Source organism: Hymenobacter sp. BT559 (assembly GCF_017571525.1).
Classification (GTDB): Bacteria; Bacteroidota; Bacteroidia; order Cytophagales; family Hymenobacteraceae; genus Hymenobacter; species Hymenobacter ginsengisoli.
On record NZ_JAGETY010000003.1, the window covers coordinates 43,845 to 59,494 of the forward strand.

At 65.0% G+C, this 15,650-nt stretch carries 12 protein-coding genes; 4 read left to right on the plus strand and 8 right to left on the minus strand.

What is annotated here, in order from left to right; all coding sequences use genetic code 11:
* Nucleotides 1–3: 3 nt before the first annotated feature.
* From J4D99_RS04780 to J4D99_RS04800, 5 genes are all read right to left on the minus strand, one after another.
* Nucleotides 4–1,290, minus strand: coding sequence for a family 1 glycosylhydrolase (locus J4D99_RS04780; RefSeq protein ID WP_208130575.1), 1,287 nt, complete (start codon nt 1,288–1,290; stop codon nt 4–6).
* 34 nt (nt 1,291–1,324) lie between these two features.
* On the minus strand, nt 1,325–2,188 hold the full coding sequence (locus tag J4D99_RS04785) for an SDR family oxidoreductase (protein ID WP_208130576.1): 864 nt from the start codon (nt 2,186–2,188) through the stop codon (nt 1,325–1,327).
* A gap of 150 nt (nt 2,189–2,338) precedes the next feature.
* Complete coding sequence (locus J4D99_RS04790; protein ID WP_208130577.1) at nt 2,339–2,980, minus strand: response regulator; 642 nt, start codon at nt 2,978–2,980, stop codon at nt 2,339–2,341.
* On the minus strand, nt 2,958–6,869 hold the full coding sequence (locus J4D99_RS04795) for a PAS domain-containing protein (RefSeq protein WP_208130578.1): 3,912 nt from the start codon (nt 6,867–6,869) through the stop codon (nt 2,958–2,960). The genes J4D99_RS04790 and J4D99_RS04795 overlap by 23 nt, the downstream gene beginning before the upstream one ends.
* A 104-nt stretch (nt 6,870–6,973) precedes the next feature.
* A complete protein-coding gene (locus J4D99_RS04800; protein WP_208130579.1) occupies nt 6,974–7,324 on the minus strand; it encodes an STAS domain-containing protein in 351 nt (116 codons plus the stop codon).
* A gap of 253 nt (nt 7,325–7,577) precedes the next feature.
* Between J4D99_RS04800 and J4D99_RS04805 the strand changes: the two genes are divergently transcribed.
* The 3 genes from J4D99_RS04805 (at nt 7,578) to J4D99_RS04815 (ending at nt 10,567) form a co-directional block, all read left to right on the plus strand.
* Complete coding sequence (locus tag J4D99_RS04805; RefSeq protein ID WP_208130580.1) at nt 7,578–9,611, plus strand: sensor histidine kinase; 2,034 nt, start codon at nt 7,578–7,580, stop codon at nt 9,609–9,611.
* Nucleotides 9,612–9,666: 55 nt separating this feature from the next.
* Entirely contained in the window at nt 9,667–10,077 is a 411-nt protein-coding gene (locus tag J4D99_RS04810) for a response regulator (protein WP_208130581.1), read from the plus strand.
* A gap of 76 nt (nt 10,078–10,153) precedes the next feature.
* The gene (locus J4D99_RS04815) at nt 10,154–10,567 is read left to right on the plus strand and encodes a response regulator (protein ID WP_208130582.1); all 414 of its coding nucleotides are present in this window, start codon (nt 10,154–10,156) and stop codon (nt 10,565–10,567) included.
* A 67-nt stretch (nt 10,568–10,634) separates the two neighbouring features.
* On the opposite strand, the gene J4D99_RS04820 is transcribed toward J4D99_RS04815, so the two are convergent.
* Genes J4D99_RS04820 through J4D99_RS04830 form a run of 3 tightly spaced genes read right to left on the minus strand, consistent with a single transcriptional unit; the run spans nt 10,635 to nt 13,721 of the window.
* Complete coding sequence (locus J4D99_RS04820; protein WP_208130583.1) at nt 10,635–11,948, minus strand: cryptochrome/photolyase family protein; 1,314 nt, start codon at nt 11,946–11,948, stop codon at nt 10,635–10,637.
* Nucleotides 11,949–11,991: 43 nt separating this feature from the next.
* Nucleotides 11,992–12,363, minus strand: a complete 372-nt coding sequence (locus J4D99_RS04825) for a sensor histidine kinase (RefSeq protein WP_208130584.1) — start codon at nt 12,361–12,363, stop codon at nt 11,992–11,994.
* Nucleotides 12,300–13,721 carry a PAS domain-containing protein gene (locus J4D99_RS04830; protein WP_208130585.1) on the minus strand — a complete coding sequence of 474 codons (1,422 nt, stop codon included), beginning with the start codon at nt 13,719–13,721 and terminating at the stop codon, nt 12,300–12,302. Before J4D99_RS04830 ends, J4D99_RS04825 begins: the two co-directional genes overlap by 64 nt.
* A 687-nt stretch (nt 13,722–14,408) precedes the next feature.
* On the opposite strand from J4D99_RS04830, the gene J4D99_RS04835 reads away from it, so the two are divergent.
* Nucleotides 14,409–15,623: an aldose epimerase family protein gene (locus J4D99_RS04835; RefSeq protein WP_208130586.1), complete on the plus strand. Its 1,215-nt coding sequence runs from the start codon at nt 14,409–14,411 to the stop codon at nt 15,621–15,623.
* Nucleotides 15,624–15,650 lie beyond the last annotated feature (27 nt).

Here is a 15,650-nt window from a genome sequence, read left to right on the forward strand (position 1 = left end):
GAATTAAGCCGGCGCGAAGAAGCGCGTGGGGCGCTGCCACCAGCCGGGCCCGTGTAGCACCGGGTGGTGATAATGGCCGTGGCGCGCCAGCTGTTGTACCATCTTGCTAAGGGCCGTAGGGCGGGGCTGGCTGCCGCGCACGTCAAAGACCCCACTTTCGTAGGAGGCCCCGTCCTGGGTGAGCAGGTTGTCCCAGTCGTAGGCCCCTAGCAGCGACCACACGGTGAGGCCGCGTATATCTACGCCATTGGTACGCAGGTTGTTGGTAACTTCCCAGGCTTGGTGCAGCCAGCGCATCTGCTCCTCGCGGGTGCAGCCCAGGTGCGACTCCGTAACGGCCAGCGGGCGGCGGTAGCGCGTCCAGGCCTGGCGCAGCACGCCCGCCAGGCCTACCGGCGCGGCATCGGGGGCGCGCACGGCCTCCACATCTACGTAGGCGGGGCGGCCCGACGAGGCAGGCCGGCAGCCCCGGCCGGGGAGGTCGCTCAATCGGTCGTCGAGAAACCGCTCGCTGGTGGCGTAGTAGTTGATACCCAGAATGTCAGGTGGCAGCGGGTCATATTGCAGCGCCAGCAGCTCGGCGGTGCCCAGGCCGTTGCGGCGCAGGTAGGTCCACAGCGGGTGGTGGCGTGTCACGGCCCCACTCAGCAAATCGAAAGTGAGCCAGCGCCGGTGATTCTCAAACGTGGCCTGGCCCGCTAGGGCCGGCGTGGCGTGGGCGTGGCCCAGGTCTTCGGTTTGCACGAGCTGCGCGGCCGGGTTCACGCGCCGAATGGCTTGCATGGCCAGCTTCGTGGCGAGTACTTGATTGTAGAGCAGACGCACAAATACCTCATCGGTGGTGCCGTGCGGATACCACAAGCCATAGAGCCCGCTGAAGCGAGCCGTCGTAAGCGGCTCATTCACGGGGGTATAGTAGCGAACCCAGGGGTAGCGCTCGGCCACCAGGCCGGCGTAGCGGGCCAGCCCCGGGGCAAAGTCGGGGTCGCTGAGGTTGGTGTAGCGGGGGCCGCTGCCGTGGTGTACCAGGCCCACAATGGGCTCGATGCCCAGCGCTTGTAGGCGGGGTAGGCGCTCGTCGGGCCAGTTCCAATCTGGGCGGTCGAGGCTGTCGGGAGCTACGTGCTCCCATAGCACCGGGTAGCGCAGGGTGCGCAGGCCCAGCTCCGCGAAGCGGTCGAGGTCCGACACGCGGTGGCGGTGCCCGCTGCGCGTGAGCTGGTCCGAATAGCTGTCGCCGACCCGCCGGCAGGTGCATTCGACACCGCCCCATAGTTCAACATTGTTCATGAGTCAGGCATTGGTGAAACAAAACCCGCCAGGGCTAGGTGTTGAGCACCTCGCCGCCGTTGGGGTGAATGGCCTGGCCTGTGATGTAGGACGCATCTTCCGAGGCCAGAAACACGTAGGCCGGCGCCACCTCCGAGGGCTGGCCGGGGCGCTTCATGGTAGTGTCTTGGCCAAACTTGGCCACTTTATCGGGCGGGAAGCTGGCCGGGATGAGCGGCGTCCAGATGGGACCGGGCGCCACGGTATTGGCCCTGATTTTCTTCTCGGCCAGCTGCTGCGCAATCGAGCGGATGTAGGCCGTGATGGCGCCCTTGGTGGCCGAATAATCGACCAGCTGCTGATTGCCCCGGTAGGCGTTAATAGACGACGTGGCAATGATGCTGTCGCCCTCGTGCAGGTGCGGCACAGCGGCTTTCACCACCCGCACCAGGGCAAAGAAATTGACCTGGAACGTGTCCTCAAACTGCTCATTGGGCAGCTCGGCCACGTTGGTGCTGGTAAACTGCTCGGCGGCGTTGCTTACCACAACGTTGAGTTGCCCCAGCTCCTTAACCGTTTGCTCGACAATGCGCTCGCAAAAGCGGGCGTCGCGCAGGTCGCCGGGCAGCAGCAGGCAGCGCCCGCCCTCTTGCTGCACCAGGCGCTCGGTCTCGTTGGCATCGGTTTGCTCTTCGGGCAAGTATGAAATGGCCACGGCGGCGCCCTCGCGGGCAAAGTGCACGGCTACGGCCCGGCCAATGCCCGAGTCGCCGCCCGTAATGAGGGCCACCTTGCCTTCGAGCTTGCCGCTGCCGCGGTAGTTGGGCCGAATGTATTCCGGCGCAGGCGTCATTTCGGTTTCGAAGCCCGGCTGGTGGGCTTGCTGCTGCGGGGGCAGCGAGGTAGGGTTGGTTTCCATAAAAGACAGGCAGAAAGAAAAGCCTGTCGGGTTGTACGGCTATTTTTTAGGGGCTAGCGGGGTGGTTTATACGGTTTTTCCAGTCCGTATAAACCACCCCGCTCCGTAGTGCCTAACCTGGCAAAAGGCCACCGACGTAGCCCGGCCGTGCTAGTGCAGCCAGCTTTGGCTCATGGCAGCTTTGATAAGCGCGGCGGTGTTTTTGGTGCCGGTTTTTTCCATGATGTTCTGGCGGTGCGTTTCCACGGTGCGGGGGCTGGTGAAAAGCTTTTCGGCAATCTGGGCGGTGGTCATGCCCTCGGCCACCAGCCGGAGCACTTCGTGCTCGCGGGCCGAGAGGCCGCCGGTGGGCTTGGCGGCGGGCTCGGCGGTGCCGGCCAGCACCTTCTCTAGCATAGCTAGCCCCAGCTCGGAGCACAGAAAGCGGCGGCCGGCCGCCACGGCGCGCACGGCCACCAGTATCTCATCGCGGCCCGTATTCTTGAGCACGTAGCCGCGCGCCCCGGCGGCCAGCACCTGCCCGATGGCGCGCTCATTGTCGGCCATTGACAACACGAGCACCCGCACGTCCGGATACTCGGCCTGTAGCCGCTGGGTGGTGGCTAGCCCGTCGAGCCCCGGCATGTGCAGGTCGAGCAGCACCACGTCGCAGGGCGTAGTGGGCAGCTGAGCCAGCAATTGCTCGCCGTTTTCAGCTTCGCCCACTACTTCTAAGCCCTCTTCGTGCTGGAAGAGCGCACGCAGACCGTGGCGCAGCACGGTGTGGTCATCAACGAGAAACAGGCGTATCATGGGCCGGAAAAGCTTGGAGAGGAATACGGATGCGTACGTAAGCCCCGCCAGTAGGGGCTGAACCAATTTCCAGTTTGCCCCCGAGCAGGGCCACCCGGTCGCGGATGCTGCGCAGGCCCAGGCCGGCGCTTTGGGCCACGCCCGGCGCAAAGCCCGGGCCATTGTCTTCGGCCCGGAGCAGCACCCAGCCGGGCATGGTTTCCAGCTCCAGGCTGGCCTCGGTGGCGCCGCGGGCGTGCTTGGCGATGTTTTGAGCCAACTCCTGCGCCATGCGGTAGAGCGCCATTTGCAGGGATGGGGCTAGCGGCGCGGCGTCGTCATCGAGCAGCACGTGGCTGCGCAGGCGCAGGGGCGGCGTGCTCATTTTGTGGCTGATATCCTGGAGGGCTGCGGCCAGGCCAAACTCTTTCAATGTCATGGGCACCAGCTCGTGCGAGAGGGCGCGGGTTTGGCGAATGGCCTCGCTCAGCAGCTCGTCGGCCTCGCGGCGGGCCGCTGCTAGGGTCGGGGCGGTGCCCAGCAGCGGGGCGTGCAGCCGGTCGAAGCGCAGCTTGGTGGCATACAAAATCTGGCCAATGCCATTGTGCAGGCTCTCGGCCATGCGCTTGCGCTCGGTTTCCTGGGCGGCCTGCACGGCCTCAAACAGCGCCTGCTGCTGCGTAAGGCGCAGGCGCAGGTTGTCGGTTTCGAGGCGCTGCAGCTCGCTGATGTCCAGGTCGACGCCCAGTACCCTTACCGGCTGGCTAGCCTCGTCGCGGAGCACTACGGCCTTGATGCGCAAGGTTTTAACCTGACCATTTATGCGCAGGCGCAGGGTGGCCTCAAAGCTGCCGCTGCCCGTGGTGAGCCAGCTCAGCATCTGCTCGGCCCGGAGGCGGTCTTCTTCTACCACAAACCGGGTGTAGGCAGCGGCCTCCACGGGCTGGCCCACGGGCAGGTCAAAAAGCCGGTACATGCCATCCGACCACCGGATTTGCTGCGTGAGCAGGTCATAGTCCCAGCTGCCCAGCCCCGCCACGGCCTCGGCCTGCTCGAGTAAGTGCAGGTTGCGGGTGCGTTCCTGGTCGGCAATTTTGCGCTCCGTAATGTCGAGGTTGGTAGCTACCAAGCCGTCACCCATCTTCACAAACTGGCACGCAAACCACTTGTTAAAACCTTCGTATTCATAGAAATACTCCATGCTCTGGGGCTCGCCGGTGGCCAGCGCCCGCAGCATCAGGTCGAAGATGCCCACCTGCCGGATGCCGGGATATTCCTGGGCGTAGAGCTTGCCCACCAGGTCGGTGCGCCCAGTTTGGCGCTCCAATTCTTTGTTTACCAGGGCGAGGCGGAAGTCCTGCACCTGCCCGGCATCGTCGCGCACGGCATTGAGCACCGACATCGAGATAAGGCTGGTATCGAGCACCGATTGCAGCAGGTCGCGGCTGGCTTGCAGCTCCTGGGTGCGGCGGGCCACGCGCTGCTCGAGCCGTGTGCTGAGCTTAGCCAGCTGCTGCTGGGCCGCTACCTGCTCGGTCACGTCCCAATGCACACCCCGCAGGCGGGTGCTGTTAGTGGCTGGGTCGGGCGAGCCCTGGCCGCGCTCCTCTATCCAGCGCACCTGCCCATCGCGAGGTCGCACAATGCGGTAGCGGCTGTGGTAGTCCTGGGCCAGTCGCCCGGCCTGCTCAAACAGCGCCTGGTGGCGAGTGCGGTCGTCGGGGTGCAGCAGCTCAAAGACCTCGTCGCTGGTCGAGCTAGTGGTGCCGGGCAGCAGGCCCAGCACTTCCTCCGACATGGGCGACAGGCCGAGGCGGTTGCCCACCGAGGTCCACTCGAAGCTACCCATCTGACCGGCTTGCAGGGCTAGCTGCAAGCGCTCCTCGCTTAGGCGCAGGGCTTCTTCAGCTTGTTTGCGAGCGGTGAGGTCGTAGCTCACTGCCAGCACACCGTCTACCCCGCCGGCCGCATCGCGCAGGGGCACCCCGCGGGTCAGGAAGTGGTGCCCACTCTGCTCATGCTCGTGCACAAATGCCTGGCCGGCCAGCCCGCCCTCGTACATAATCCGATACGTGGGCCACTGCTCGGGCGGAGCCAGGTCGCGCACGTGCCGGTCCTGAAAGGCGGCCGGTGCCAGACCTATTTGGCGCAGGGCCTCGCCCTCGGCCAGCTGGTAGCGCAGGTCGCGGCCCACAATGAACACGGCCGCGCCCGGCAGGTTGGAAATAAGGGCCCGCTGACGCTGCTCGCTGGCGCGCAGGGCCTCTTCGGTGCGGGCGCGCTCTACGGCGGCCCAGGTGCGCTCGGCTACTTCGGTGGCTAGGGCCGCCTCGGCGGCGGTCCACTCGCGGGGCTCCCTATGCGCCAGCACCAGCACGCCCACCGGCTGCTTGTTCTTGATGACTGGAACGTCGAGGTAGGCAATCAGTTGGAGCTGCAGGCAGAGCTGACGCATGCCTTCATCCACAGAGGCATCGTGGCGCACATCGCGCACGCTAAACGCCTGGCCGGCTTGCAGCACCGCTTTCAGCAATATAAAGTCAGTGACTGAGTAGCTGCCGGCCACCGAGGGCAGCCCCTCGGCGGCCGCGTCGCGCCGAATAACGGCCTCGTCGTTTATCAGTTCGCAATAGTAGCAGCGGTCGGTCCCAAAGTACTCGCGGGTCATGTGCGTCACGGCCTCTTGGATGGCCACTGGGTCGGCCAGGGGGCCTAGCGCATCGGCCAGCCGCAGGCGGAAGGTATCGGCTTCGGCGGCGCGGCGCAGCTGCGCCTCCGTCTGCTTGCGGGCGGTGATGTCGTTGAAGAGCACGGCTACCTGGTGGTCGGCCGGCGCCCCCACCCGGAAGGCGTGCACATCGAACCAGCGGCCCAATTGCGGCACATGGTGTTCCACGCGCACGGTGTTACCGGTGCGCGCTACCTGGCCGTAGGTTTCAAACCAGAAGGTATCCAGGTCGGGCATCACCTCGCGCACGTATTTGCCCAGCGTGTCGGCCGGCATGCCCGACTGCTGCGCAAATACAGGGTTCACTTCCAAATACTTAAAATCAACAGCGTGCTCCCCGCTTTCGTCAAACAGGATTTGGAGCAAGCAGAAGCCCTGATTCATGGTGTAAAACAGGGCGTGGTACTTGTCGGTGGCGTGCTGGGTCAGCACATCGCGCAGGCGCAGGGCCTCGGCCTGGCTCTGCCGCAGCTCGGTAATGTCGCGGGCAATGCTGAGCACCGTATCAAGCTCGCCGTTGCGCAGCTCGGGCACGAGGCGCGCATAATAGTAGGCCGTGCCGCGTGGCGTCGGCAACGCATGATAGTGCTCTTGCGGCTGGCCCGTGGCAAACGCCCGCTGCAAGGCCGCCATGTAGGGGCCGGCCACGTCGGCGGGCACGTGCATCTGGTCGAATGTGCGGCCTAGCAGCGCCGACAGCGGCTGGCCGGTTTCGGTGGCAAAAGCGGCGTTGGCGTAGCGCAGGCGCAGGTCGGTGCCCCAGCGGGTCAGCACATCGGGCGTATTCGTGGCCAGGGTTTGGTACTGCTGCTCGCGCCGCTTCTGCGGGGTAATATCCTGCCCATACAGCACCCAGCCCGCCGGGTGAGCGGTAGCGGAAAGGGTAATCCAGCGCGCTTGCTGCGGAAGCCAGACTTCGCGCGGTGCCACCTGGTCGGGTTCGAGCAGCTGTAGTAGCGTTTCACGCACCTCGGGCAGCAGCTCGGCCTGGGCCAGAGGATGGCCCAGCAGCGCGGCAGGCGGCACGCCGCACCAGTGGGCCGCCTGGTGGTTGATGCGCCGCACCACGCCTTGCGCATCCACTACCAGCACACCCCAGGGTAGGGCGTCGAGCAGCTCGTCGGCGGCAAGCAGGGCTCCCAACGAAGCGGCGGCTGGCTGAGCGTTGAGGGCGGTTTCCATGCAGAGGTAAGTCAGGTAAGGGCCGCAAAAGTATGCCTACGCAAGTATCGCGTGAAGGGTGTGGACCGCGCGCGGGGCCTAGCCGTAGCGCGGCAGCCGGTTGGCTACAGCAGAGCCGCTGCGTCGTCGAGCGTGGGCACAATGAACAGCTCGGCGCCCGTGCCGGCCAAGGTGCGCCGCAGCGTGCGCTCTACGGCGGCCGGTACCTGGCACAGCACCAGGCGCGCCCGGCGCCGGTGCAGGCGCTGCTGGCAGGCCCACAGCAGCCAGGCAGCCGTAGCCGACAAGGCATCAAGCAGGCGGCAATCGACCCACACGGCGGGCTTGCCGCTGCGGCAGGCGTGGGCCAGGTGTGCCGCCAGCTCGGTTTCGGCCGTGGCGGCTGCGCTAGAACTCAGTGCTAGCAGGTAGCACGTCGGAAATGCTTCTTGATAAATAATCATAGCGGCAGGCATAAAACGCGCAGAGAAATAATTTCATAAAGTTCGGGACGGCTAACTGCTTTATTGCCCGCATTTTCCCTGAAACTAGCAGGAGAAAATACGGACTTTGCTCGGCAGCCGCGGGGCCCTGGTAGCGCAGGGGCTAGCGCCGGCGGCTAGCGGCGCGGCTCGTAGGTTTGCCCGCTGCGAGGCGGGCGAGGCCAGCCACGCGTGCCCCCGGGCCGTATGGTACCGTTATGAGGGCCTGGTTTGCTCTTTTTCCTGTATGCCTGCTTTCACGCCCACGCCTGCCGCTAGCCTGCCCGCTCATTTTTTGCCGGCCCTGCTGGAGACATCCCTCTCGGGCGTGCTGTATCTGACGCCCCGGCCCGACGCGGCCGGTGAGGTAGTCGATTTTGAGCTCACCTACCTCAACCCCGCTGCCCAGCGCTTGCTGGCCCTGCCCACGCCTCCCGGCGGCCAACTGCGGCAGCAGCTGCCGCAGCTGGCCGCCGGCTTGCTGGCGTTTTACCGGGGCGAGGGGCCGGGCGAGTTTGGGTGGGCTGCCCCGGCCGGGCACTCCCCGGGCCCGGGCCGGCTAGCCGCCCGGCGGGTAGGCGAGGGGCTGCTGGTGAGCCTTAGCGGTCCGCCCAAACCCGACGAGCTGCCCGCCGGGCGGCTGGGCGAGCAGCACCCGCCCGCCTATGCCGAGGTCATTCGGCAGCGGGCCCAGCTTTACCACCTGCTAGAGCAGGCCCTGGCCATAATCTGCATCCTGGATGGCCCCGAGCACGTGTTTGAGTTCGTTAACCCGCCCTGCCAGGCGCTGGTGGGCGGGCGCCCTCTGCTGGGGCGGCCCATTGCCGAGGCCCTGCCCGAGCTGGCTGGCCAGCCCTACTTCGACTTGCTCAACCACGTGTACCGCACGGGCGAAGCCTACTCGGCCACCGAGCGGCTCGGGCAGCTCGACGGCCGGGCAGGGCTGGAAAAGCGCTATTACAACTTCATTTGCCAGGCCCGCCGCAACGCGCGCGGCGAGGTCGATGGCGTGTTTGTATTTGCCTACGATGTAAGCGCGCAGGTGGCGACGCGCCAGCTGGTGGAGCAGCAAAATGCCGAGCTGGAGCGGCGCGTGCACGACCGCACCCAGGCAGCCGAGCAGGCCCAGCGCACCGCCGAAGAGCAGCGACAGCAGCTGAAGCAGCTCTTTATGCAGGCGCCCGCCGCCATTTGCGTGCTAGGGGGGGCAGAACTGATATTTGAGCTGGTGAATCCGCTTTGCCAGCGGGCGTTTCCGGGGCGGGAACTGCTGGGCCGGCCGCTGCTGGAGGCCCTGCCCGAGCTGCGCGCCACCCCGCTGGCCAGCACCCTGGCTAGGGTATATGCCACCGGTGAAGCCTTCCTAGGCCAGGAAGTACCCCTGCGCCTGGCCGGCACCGAGCGCGACCCCTCCGAACCCACCTACTGGGCCCTGACCTTCCAGGCCCGGCGCAACGGAGACGGACGCATCGATGGCCTGCTGGTATTTGCCTATGAGGTAACGGCCCAGGTGAGGGCGCGCCAGGCGCAGCAAGCCGTGCAGGAGCACACCCAGGCCCTGGCCGACGAGCTGCAGCGCACCAACGAGCAGCTGCGCAAGGCCAATGCCGACCTCGACAATTTTGTGCACATGGCCTCGCACGACCTCAAAGCCCCCATCACCAATATTGAGGGCCTGCTGCACAGCCTGCACCAGGAGCTGCGCCTGCCCGCGGCGGAAGCCGACACGGCCATCGTGCTGCGCCTGATGCAGGATTCGGTGCGGCGCTTTCAGCGCACCATTCACTACCTAGCCGACATGAGCAAGTGGCAACAGGCCGCCACCGAGCCCGCCCGGGCCGTGCCGCTGGCCGAGCTGGTAGCGAGCGTGCGCCTCGACATGGCCCCGCTACTGCAGCTGAGCGGGGGCCACATTGAGCTGGCCCCGGACAGTTGCGCCACCATCACGTTTCCCGAAAAGCAGCTGCGCAGCATTGTGTTCAACCTGCTCAGCAACGCGCTCAAGTATCGCTCGCCCGAGCGCCCGCCCCACGTGCGGGTGCGCTGCACCAACGACACCGGCACCGAGGTGGTGCTGGAAGTAAGTGATAATGGCCTGGGGCTCAACCCGGCGCAGCAGGCCCAGATTTTTGGCATGTTTCAGCGCCAGCACGACCACGTAGAGGGCTCGGGCGTGGGGCTTTACCTCGTCAAGAAGGTGATTGATAGTGCTGGCGGTAGGGTAGAAGTAAGCAGCCAGCCCGGGGTGGGCTCCGTTTTTCGCATCGTGCTTCCCCAGTAATAGCCCTTGCGGCTGTGCAACCGTGGCGGCGGGTGGGCGTACTACTCATAAACTAATGGCCGACCTGCCTCTGGTGCTGCTCGTGGATGACGATGAAGCGGCGCGCTACCTCCACCAGCGCCTCCTGCGCCCCTACTTAGCCAACATCGAGCTGGCCGTTGCCGAAAATGGCCAGGAAGCCCTGCACCAGCTGCTGGCCCGCCCCGACGATGCCACCCCGGCCCTGGTGCTGCTCGACCTCAACATGCCTTTCATGGGCGGGTTGGCGTTTTTAGAAGTGTACAGCCACTGGCCGCCCGCCCAGCAGCAGCGCACGGCGGTGGTGGTGCTCTCGTCGTCGGTGATGGCCACCGAGCGCCAGCGTACCCAGGAGCTAGGGGCCGGCTTCGAAGCCAAGCCGCTCACGGCCCCGGTAGTGGGCCGGCTGCTGCTGCAGCACCTGGGCGTGGCGCTGCCCACGGGGTAGCCCGGGCCGGCCTCCTCACTCCCTGCAACCGAGAGCTGCCAATCAGCATCTTTGTGTATTCTTAAGCCTAGCAAGCATGCAATCGCTTACCGCTATTCTGCTGGTCGATGACGACCCATCCACCAATTATCTAAACGAAGCGGCGCTTTATCCGCTGCAGCTGACCACTACCTACCTCACGGCCCACAACGGCCAGGAAGCCCTGGACCTGCTGGCCGCCCAGTCGGCCACGCCCGAAGAGCCGGTGCTAGTGCTGCTCGACATGGCCATGCCCGTGCTCAATGGCATGGGGTTTTTGCAGGCTTTTCAGGCGCTGCCCGCCAGCGTGCGGGCCGCTACCATTATTGTGGTGGTGGCCGTCAGCATGTCGTCGGCCGACCTGGGGCAGCTCGAAAAATATTCCGTGGCCGGCCTGGTCAGCAAGCCGCTGACGCCGGATAAGCTCATGGCCATTCTGCGCCTGCACTTCAGGGCTGTAAAGCAGGGCTAGCGGCCTGCCCGCGAAGCCCGGCGATACCTTGTCGCGCGGGCAGGGCCGGCAAGCCGCTAGCCCTGCTTTAGCGGCGGCCCTTGCGGATGGCCTCGATGGCCCGCACGCGGCCTTCTTTTAAGTCGACCAGGGGCGCCGAGTAGCTGGCGGTGCCGTATTCGGGCACCCATTTTTTGATGTAGGCAAAATCGGGGTCATACTGCTTTTGCTGGCTCACGGGACTATATACCCGAAACCAGGGCGCGGCCACGGCGCCGGTGCCGGCCATCCACTGCCAGTTGCCCACGTTGTTGCTCATGTCATAGTCGAGCAGCTTCTCCGAGAAGTAATGTTCGCCGAGCGTCCAGTCTATAAACAGGTGCTTGACCAGAAAGCCCGCCGCCACGATGCGTGCCCGGTTGTGGATGTAGCCCGTTTGGTTGAGCTGTCGCATTCCGGCATCGACCAGAGGCACGCCGGTGCGGCCCTCGCACCAGGCCTGGTACTCGGCCGGGGCGTGGCGGTAGGGCAGGTGGCGCATCTTGGGGTCGTAGGCCTCGGTGGCGGTGTGGGGAAAATGCCAGAGCAGCATCATAAAGAAATCGCGCCAGATTATCTCATTCAGCAGCTTCTTATTCAGCTCATTGGCCTGCTTCAGCACGGCCCGGATGCTGACCGTGCCAAAGCGCAGGTGCACCGACAGGCGCGTGGTGCCGTGCTCCAGGGCCGGCGTGTCGCGGGTCTGGTCGTAGTGGCGCACCACCTCGGCGGGCGGCAGCCCGGCGGGCCCCGTGTACTGCTCGTGGCGCCCGAAGCCCAGGTCCTTGAGCGTTGGCCGGCCGGCGTCGCCGGGGTGGGGGCTAGCCAGATTTTCCTTTTTGAACAGCCGCGTCGAGGGGTGGGCCTTAAAGTCCTGCTCGGGCTGGAGCCGGGCCTGCCAGGCGTTGGAATACGCCCCAAATACCTTGTGGGGCTTGCCGTTTTTAGTCAGCACCTCGTCCTTGGCAAAAATAACCTGGTCCTTAAAGGTCTGAAAATCTACACCGTGCTGCCCGAGTAGCCGGGCCACGGCCGCGTCGCGCTCGGTGGCGTAGGGCTCGTAGTCCTCGTTGGTGTACACGGCCGCCAGGTCGTAGTCGTGCAGCAGCTGCTTAAACGCGTTCAGCACGGTGTCGTGCCGGGCCAGCAGGCCGCCCCCTGCCTCGCGGGCCTCATGGGCCAGGCGCTCTACCTGGTCGAAGAGGAAGGTGAGGCGGGCATCGTCGGGCGGCAGCTTGTCCAGTATGGTTTTGTCGTAGAGGAAGAACGGCAGCACTGGCTCGTCGCGCTGCAGCGCCGCCGCCAGCCCCGCGTTGTCGTCGAAGCGCAGGTCGCGCCGGTGCCAGAAGATGGTGATTTTCATGTTTTCCCTTACGCAATACACTGCAGCTAGATACCGCCAGGCCCTACGGCCAGGGCCAGCGCACCAAGATTTGGGTGCCGAGCCCGGGGGCCGACTCCATCCGCACCACGCCGCGCAGCACGGCGGCGTAGCGGTGCAGCGTCATCAGGCCTAGGCCCTGGCGCACGGTGGCCGGGTCAAAGCCGCAGCCATTGTCTTCGATGCGCACCACCAGGCCCTCGGGCAGGGCATCGACCTCCACGGTGGCCTCGGTGGCCTGCGCGTGCAGGGCCACGTTGTGCGCCAGGCCCTGCACCAGCCGGTACACGGCTTGCTGCAGCACGGCGGGCACGGCCGGGCCCTCGGCCAGCTCTACGTGGCAGTGCCAGCGCAGGGCGGGGCTAGCCAGCTGCTGGCAAATGGTATCGAGCGCCACTTGTAAGCCAAAGTCGGCCAGCAAGGTGGGGGTAAGCTGGTAGGAGATAGCACGCACCTGCCGCACGGCCTCGGCCAGCAGGTCGGTGGCGCGCTGGCGGGCGGGCTCGGCGGCAGCTGCTCGAGCTGTAGCTTGGTGGCGTACAGCAGCTGCCCTAGCCCGTTGTAGAGGCTTTCGGCAATGCGGCGGCGCTCTTCTTCCTGGCCCTCGAGCACGGCTGCCAGCTGCTGCTGCTGCTGGGCCTGCTTGCGGTCCGTCGAGTTGTAGAAGAGCACGCCCAAGAGCAGCGGCTCGGCCTCATCGAGCGGAAAGGCATATGCCTCAAACCATTCGCCCACCCGCGATGAAAACAGTTCGAAGCGCTCGGGCTGCCGGGTCTGCACCACGCGTTGGTAGCGTATAAACCATTCTTCTTCCATGTGCACCCCTAGCTGGCGCATCGACACGTCGCGGCTAAGCTGCGCGGCCGGCAGGCCGGTGAGGTGTATAAAGGCGGGGTTGACTTCGAGCCAGCGCACGTCGGTGGGGGTGGTGGCCGTAGCCGGCAGCAACTGCGCAATGCCGAAGCCCTGCGTCATGGTTTCAAACAGCTTGCGGTACCGGGTCAGCACTTCGCGCTGGGCGGCGGCGCTCTCCTTACGAGCCGTAATGTCGGTAGCTACTCCAAACCACTCGCGCAGGCTCCCGGCAGCATCAAGCACCGGCACAGCGCGCGAGTACGTCCAGCCCACCGAGCCATCGACCCGCACCACACGGTGCTCGAGGGTAAAGGGCCGGGCCGTAGCCACGGCCGCCTGCACGGCGGCGGCCACCCGCACTTGGTCATCGGGCGGAATGTAGCGCGCCAGCCAGTCGGCGCTAGGGTAGGTGGTATCGGCCAGAAAGGTTTTGCCTTGCAGCGCCAGCACCTGCCGCCCGTCGGGGCTCATGCGGTACACCGTGTCGGCCATGGTCGTAATAAACAGCCGCGCCGTATCCTCGGGGAGCCAGGCGGTGGGCGCGGCGGGTAGCAGCAGCGTTACCAGGTGGCTGCCGGCCGCCCCGGCCGGCAGCACCTGCCAGGCTTCGTGGGGTGGGCCGGCCGCCGGCTCCGCAGGCAGCCATCGGGCCGGCTCGCCAGTGCGGGCTACCTGCGCGGCTACCTGCTGCCACGCCGGCATTGGTCCGCCCAGGCACTGATGCCAGGTGTGCCCCTCTACAAGGGCTAGCCCGGCGTGCTGACGATAGGCCGTATTGGCGGCCAGAAAGCGAAAGTCGACGGCATCTCCCGTGGCATCAAAAAGCACCTGGCCCAGGCAGCAGGGCTGCGGCAGCTGGTACACGAGGGCACGGTAAGGGTCTAGGAGGCCTGATGGCAAGCGGCTGCTCGCTCCAGAAACGAAATGCGTGTCAGCAGCCGATGGAATAGACATACAAGAAGCAGAACGAAGTAACTGCGTCCACTTGAATTTTCTGTGAAAGATACACCGCTAGCCTAAGCAGTAAGAAGCCGATTTTAGCAAGCTGTTCGGCTAGCTAGCGCACGCAGCGCCCATTCTTCCTCCCTAGACGCGGTAGGCCCGCGAGCTGGTTCCGCCGACGGGATGGCCGGCTTGTTTTTTGGCAGGCCGCCCCGCTGCCAGGCTTATCCAGCGATAGGATAATAATAAATTCCTGGGGGAGCGAGCAACAGAAGAGTTTGTTTAATAGATTTGCACAAACGATTGTGTAAAACAAAAGCCTTATTCGTCCTAGCTACTTCGGTTAAGCTTGCTTTCTCCTGAAAAATTCTCTTCTAACGCTGCCACGCTATGCTATTTGCCCCGCCCGGCTAATAGTCCACCTGTGGCCTTGACTGCCAACGCTTTAGCCTGTCAAGCTTGTTTCAGGGCTGCACGTTAAGAATGTCGGAAACCAGGCGGCGGGCAAGAATAGCTGCCTGCACCAGTCGACGGTGGGGCTAGGGGCTGCCGGGCAGCTGGTAGGGACTAGCCGAGGCCAGTATGCCACGATAGGGGCATATTTACGCAAAAAGTGCGTGTATTTTACTCTTTCCCTTTCTTCCCATGCCTACTTCCCTGCGCTTTAGCGTACTTGCTACCGGCTTCAGCGGTGCCCTGCTGCTAGCCGCTTGCTCCTCCAACCCTTCCTCTTCCACTACCCAGGACGCGGCCACCACTACTACGGCTCCGGCCGATTCGGCTGCTACTGGCGCTAGCGCCTCCGCCATGCCTACTTCCGCTTCATTCGGCAAAACTGCCGACGGCCAGGAAATTCAGCTCTTTACGCTCACCAATACCCACGGCCTCAAGGCCAGCATCAGCACCTACGGCGGCACGCTCACCAGCCTGCTCGTGCCCGATAAGACCGGCAGGCTCAGCGACGTCATCCTCGGATTTGACAACGTGAGCGGCTACCTCAGCCCGGAGTTTAAGAAGTCGAATCCCTACTTCGGCGCGCTCATTGGGCGCTACGGCAACCGCATCGCCAAGGGCAAGTTCACCGTCGACGGCAAGCAGTACCAGGTGGGCATCAACAACAACGGCAACTCGCTGCACGGCGGCAACGTGGGTTTCAACCAGAAAATCTGGACCGCCAAGCCCGGCACCACCGCCGCTGGCGAAACGCTCACGCTGACGTACCTGAGCAAAGATGGCGAGGAGGGCTACCCCGGTAATCTGAACGTGACGGTGGTGTACACCCTCACCCACGACAACGCCCTCAAGATTGACTACACGGCCACTACCGACAAGGCTACGCCCGTCAACCTCACCAACCACGCCTACTTCAACCTGGCCCTGGGCCAGAGCAAGGACGTGCTGGCCCACCAGGTAACCATCCCGGCCGACCGCTACACGGTGGTCGATGCCAGCCTCATCCCGACCGGCGAGCTGCGCCCGGTGAAGGGCACGCCCTTCGATTTCACCAGCCCTCACGCCATTGGCGAGCGCATTGCGCAGGTGCCCGGCGGCTACGACCACAACTGGGTGCTTAATCAAGCCACCGGCCAGCACTCGGCGGCCACCGTGTACGAGCCCACCACCGGCCGCACCATGGAGGTAACCACCGACGAGCCCGGCGTGCAGTTCTACACCGGCAATTTCCTCGATGGCACCTTGAAAGGAAAGGGCGGGATTGTTTACGGCAAGCACGCGGGCTTTTGCCTCGAAACCCAGCACTTCCCCGACTCGCCCAACCAGCCCAAGTTTCCGAGCACCATCCTGAAGCCGGGCGAGACCTACCACACCACCACCAGCTACACGTTCGGGGTGCGCAAATAATTCTTTGATGGGGGAGGTGTGGAGAAT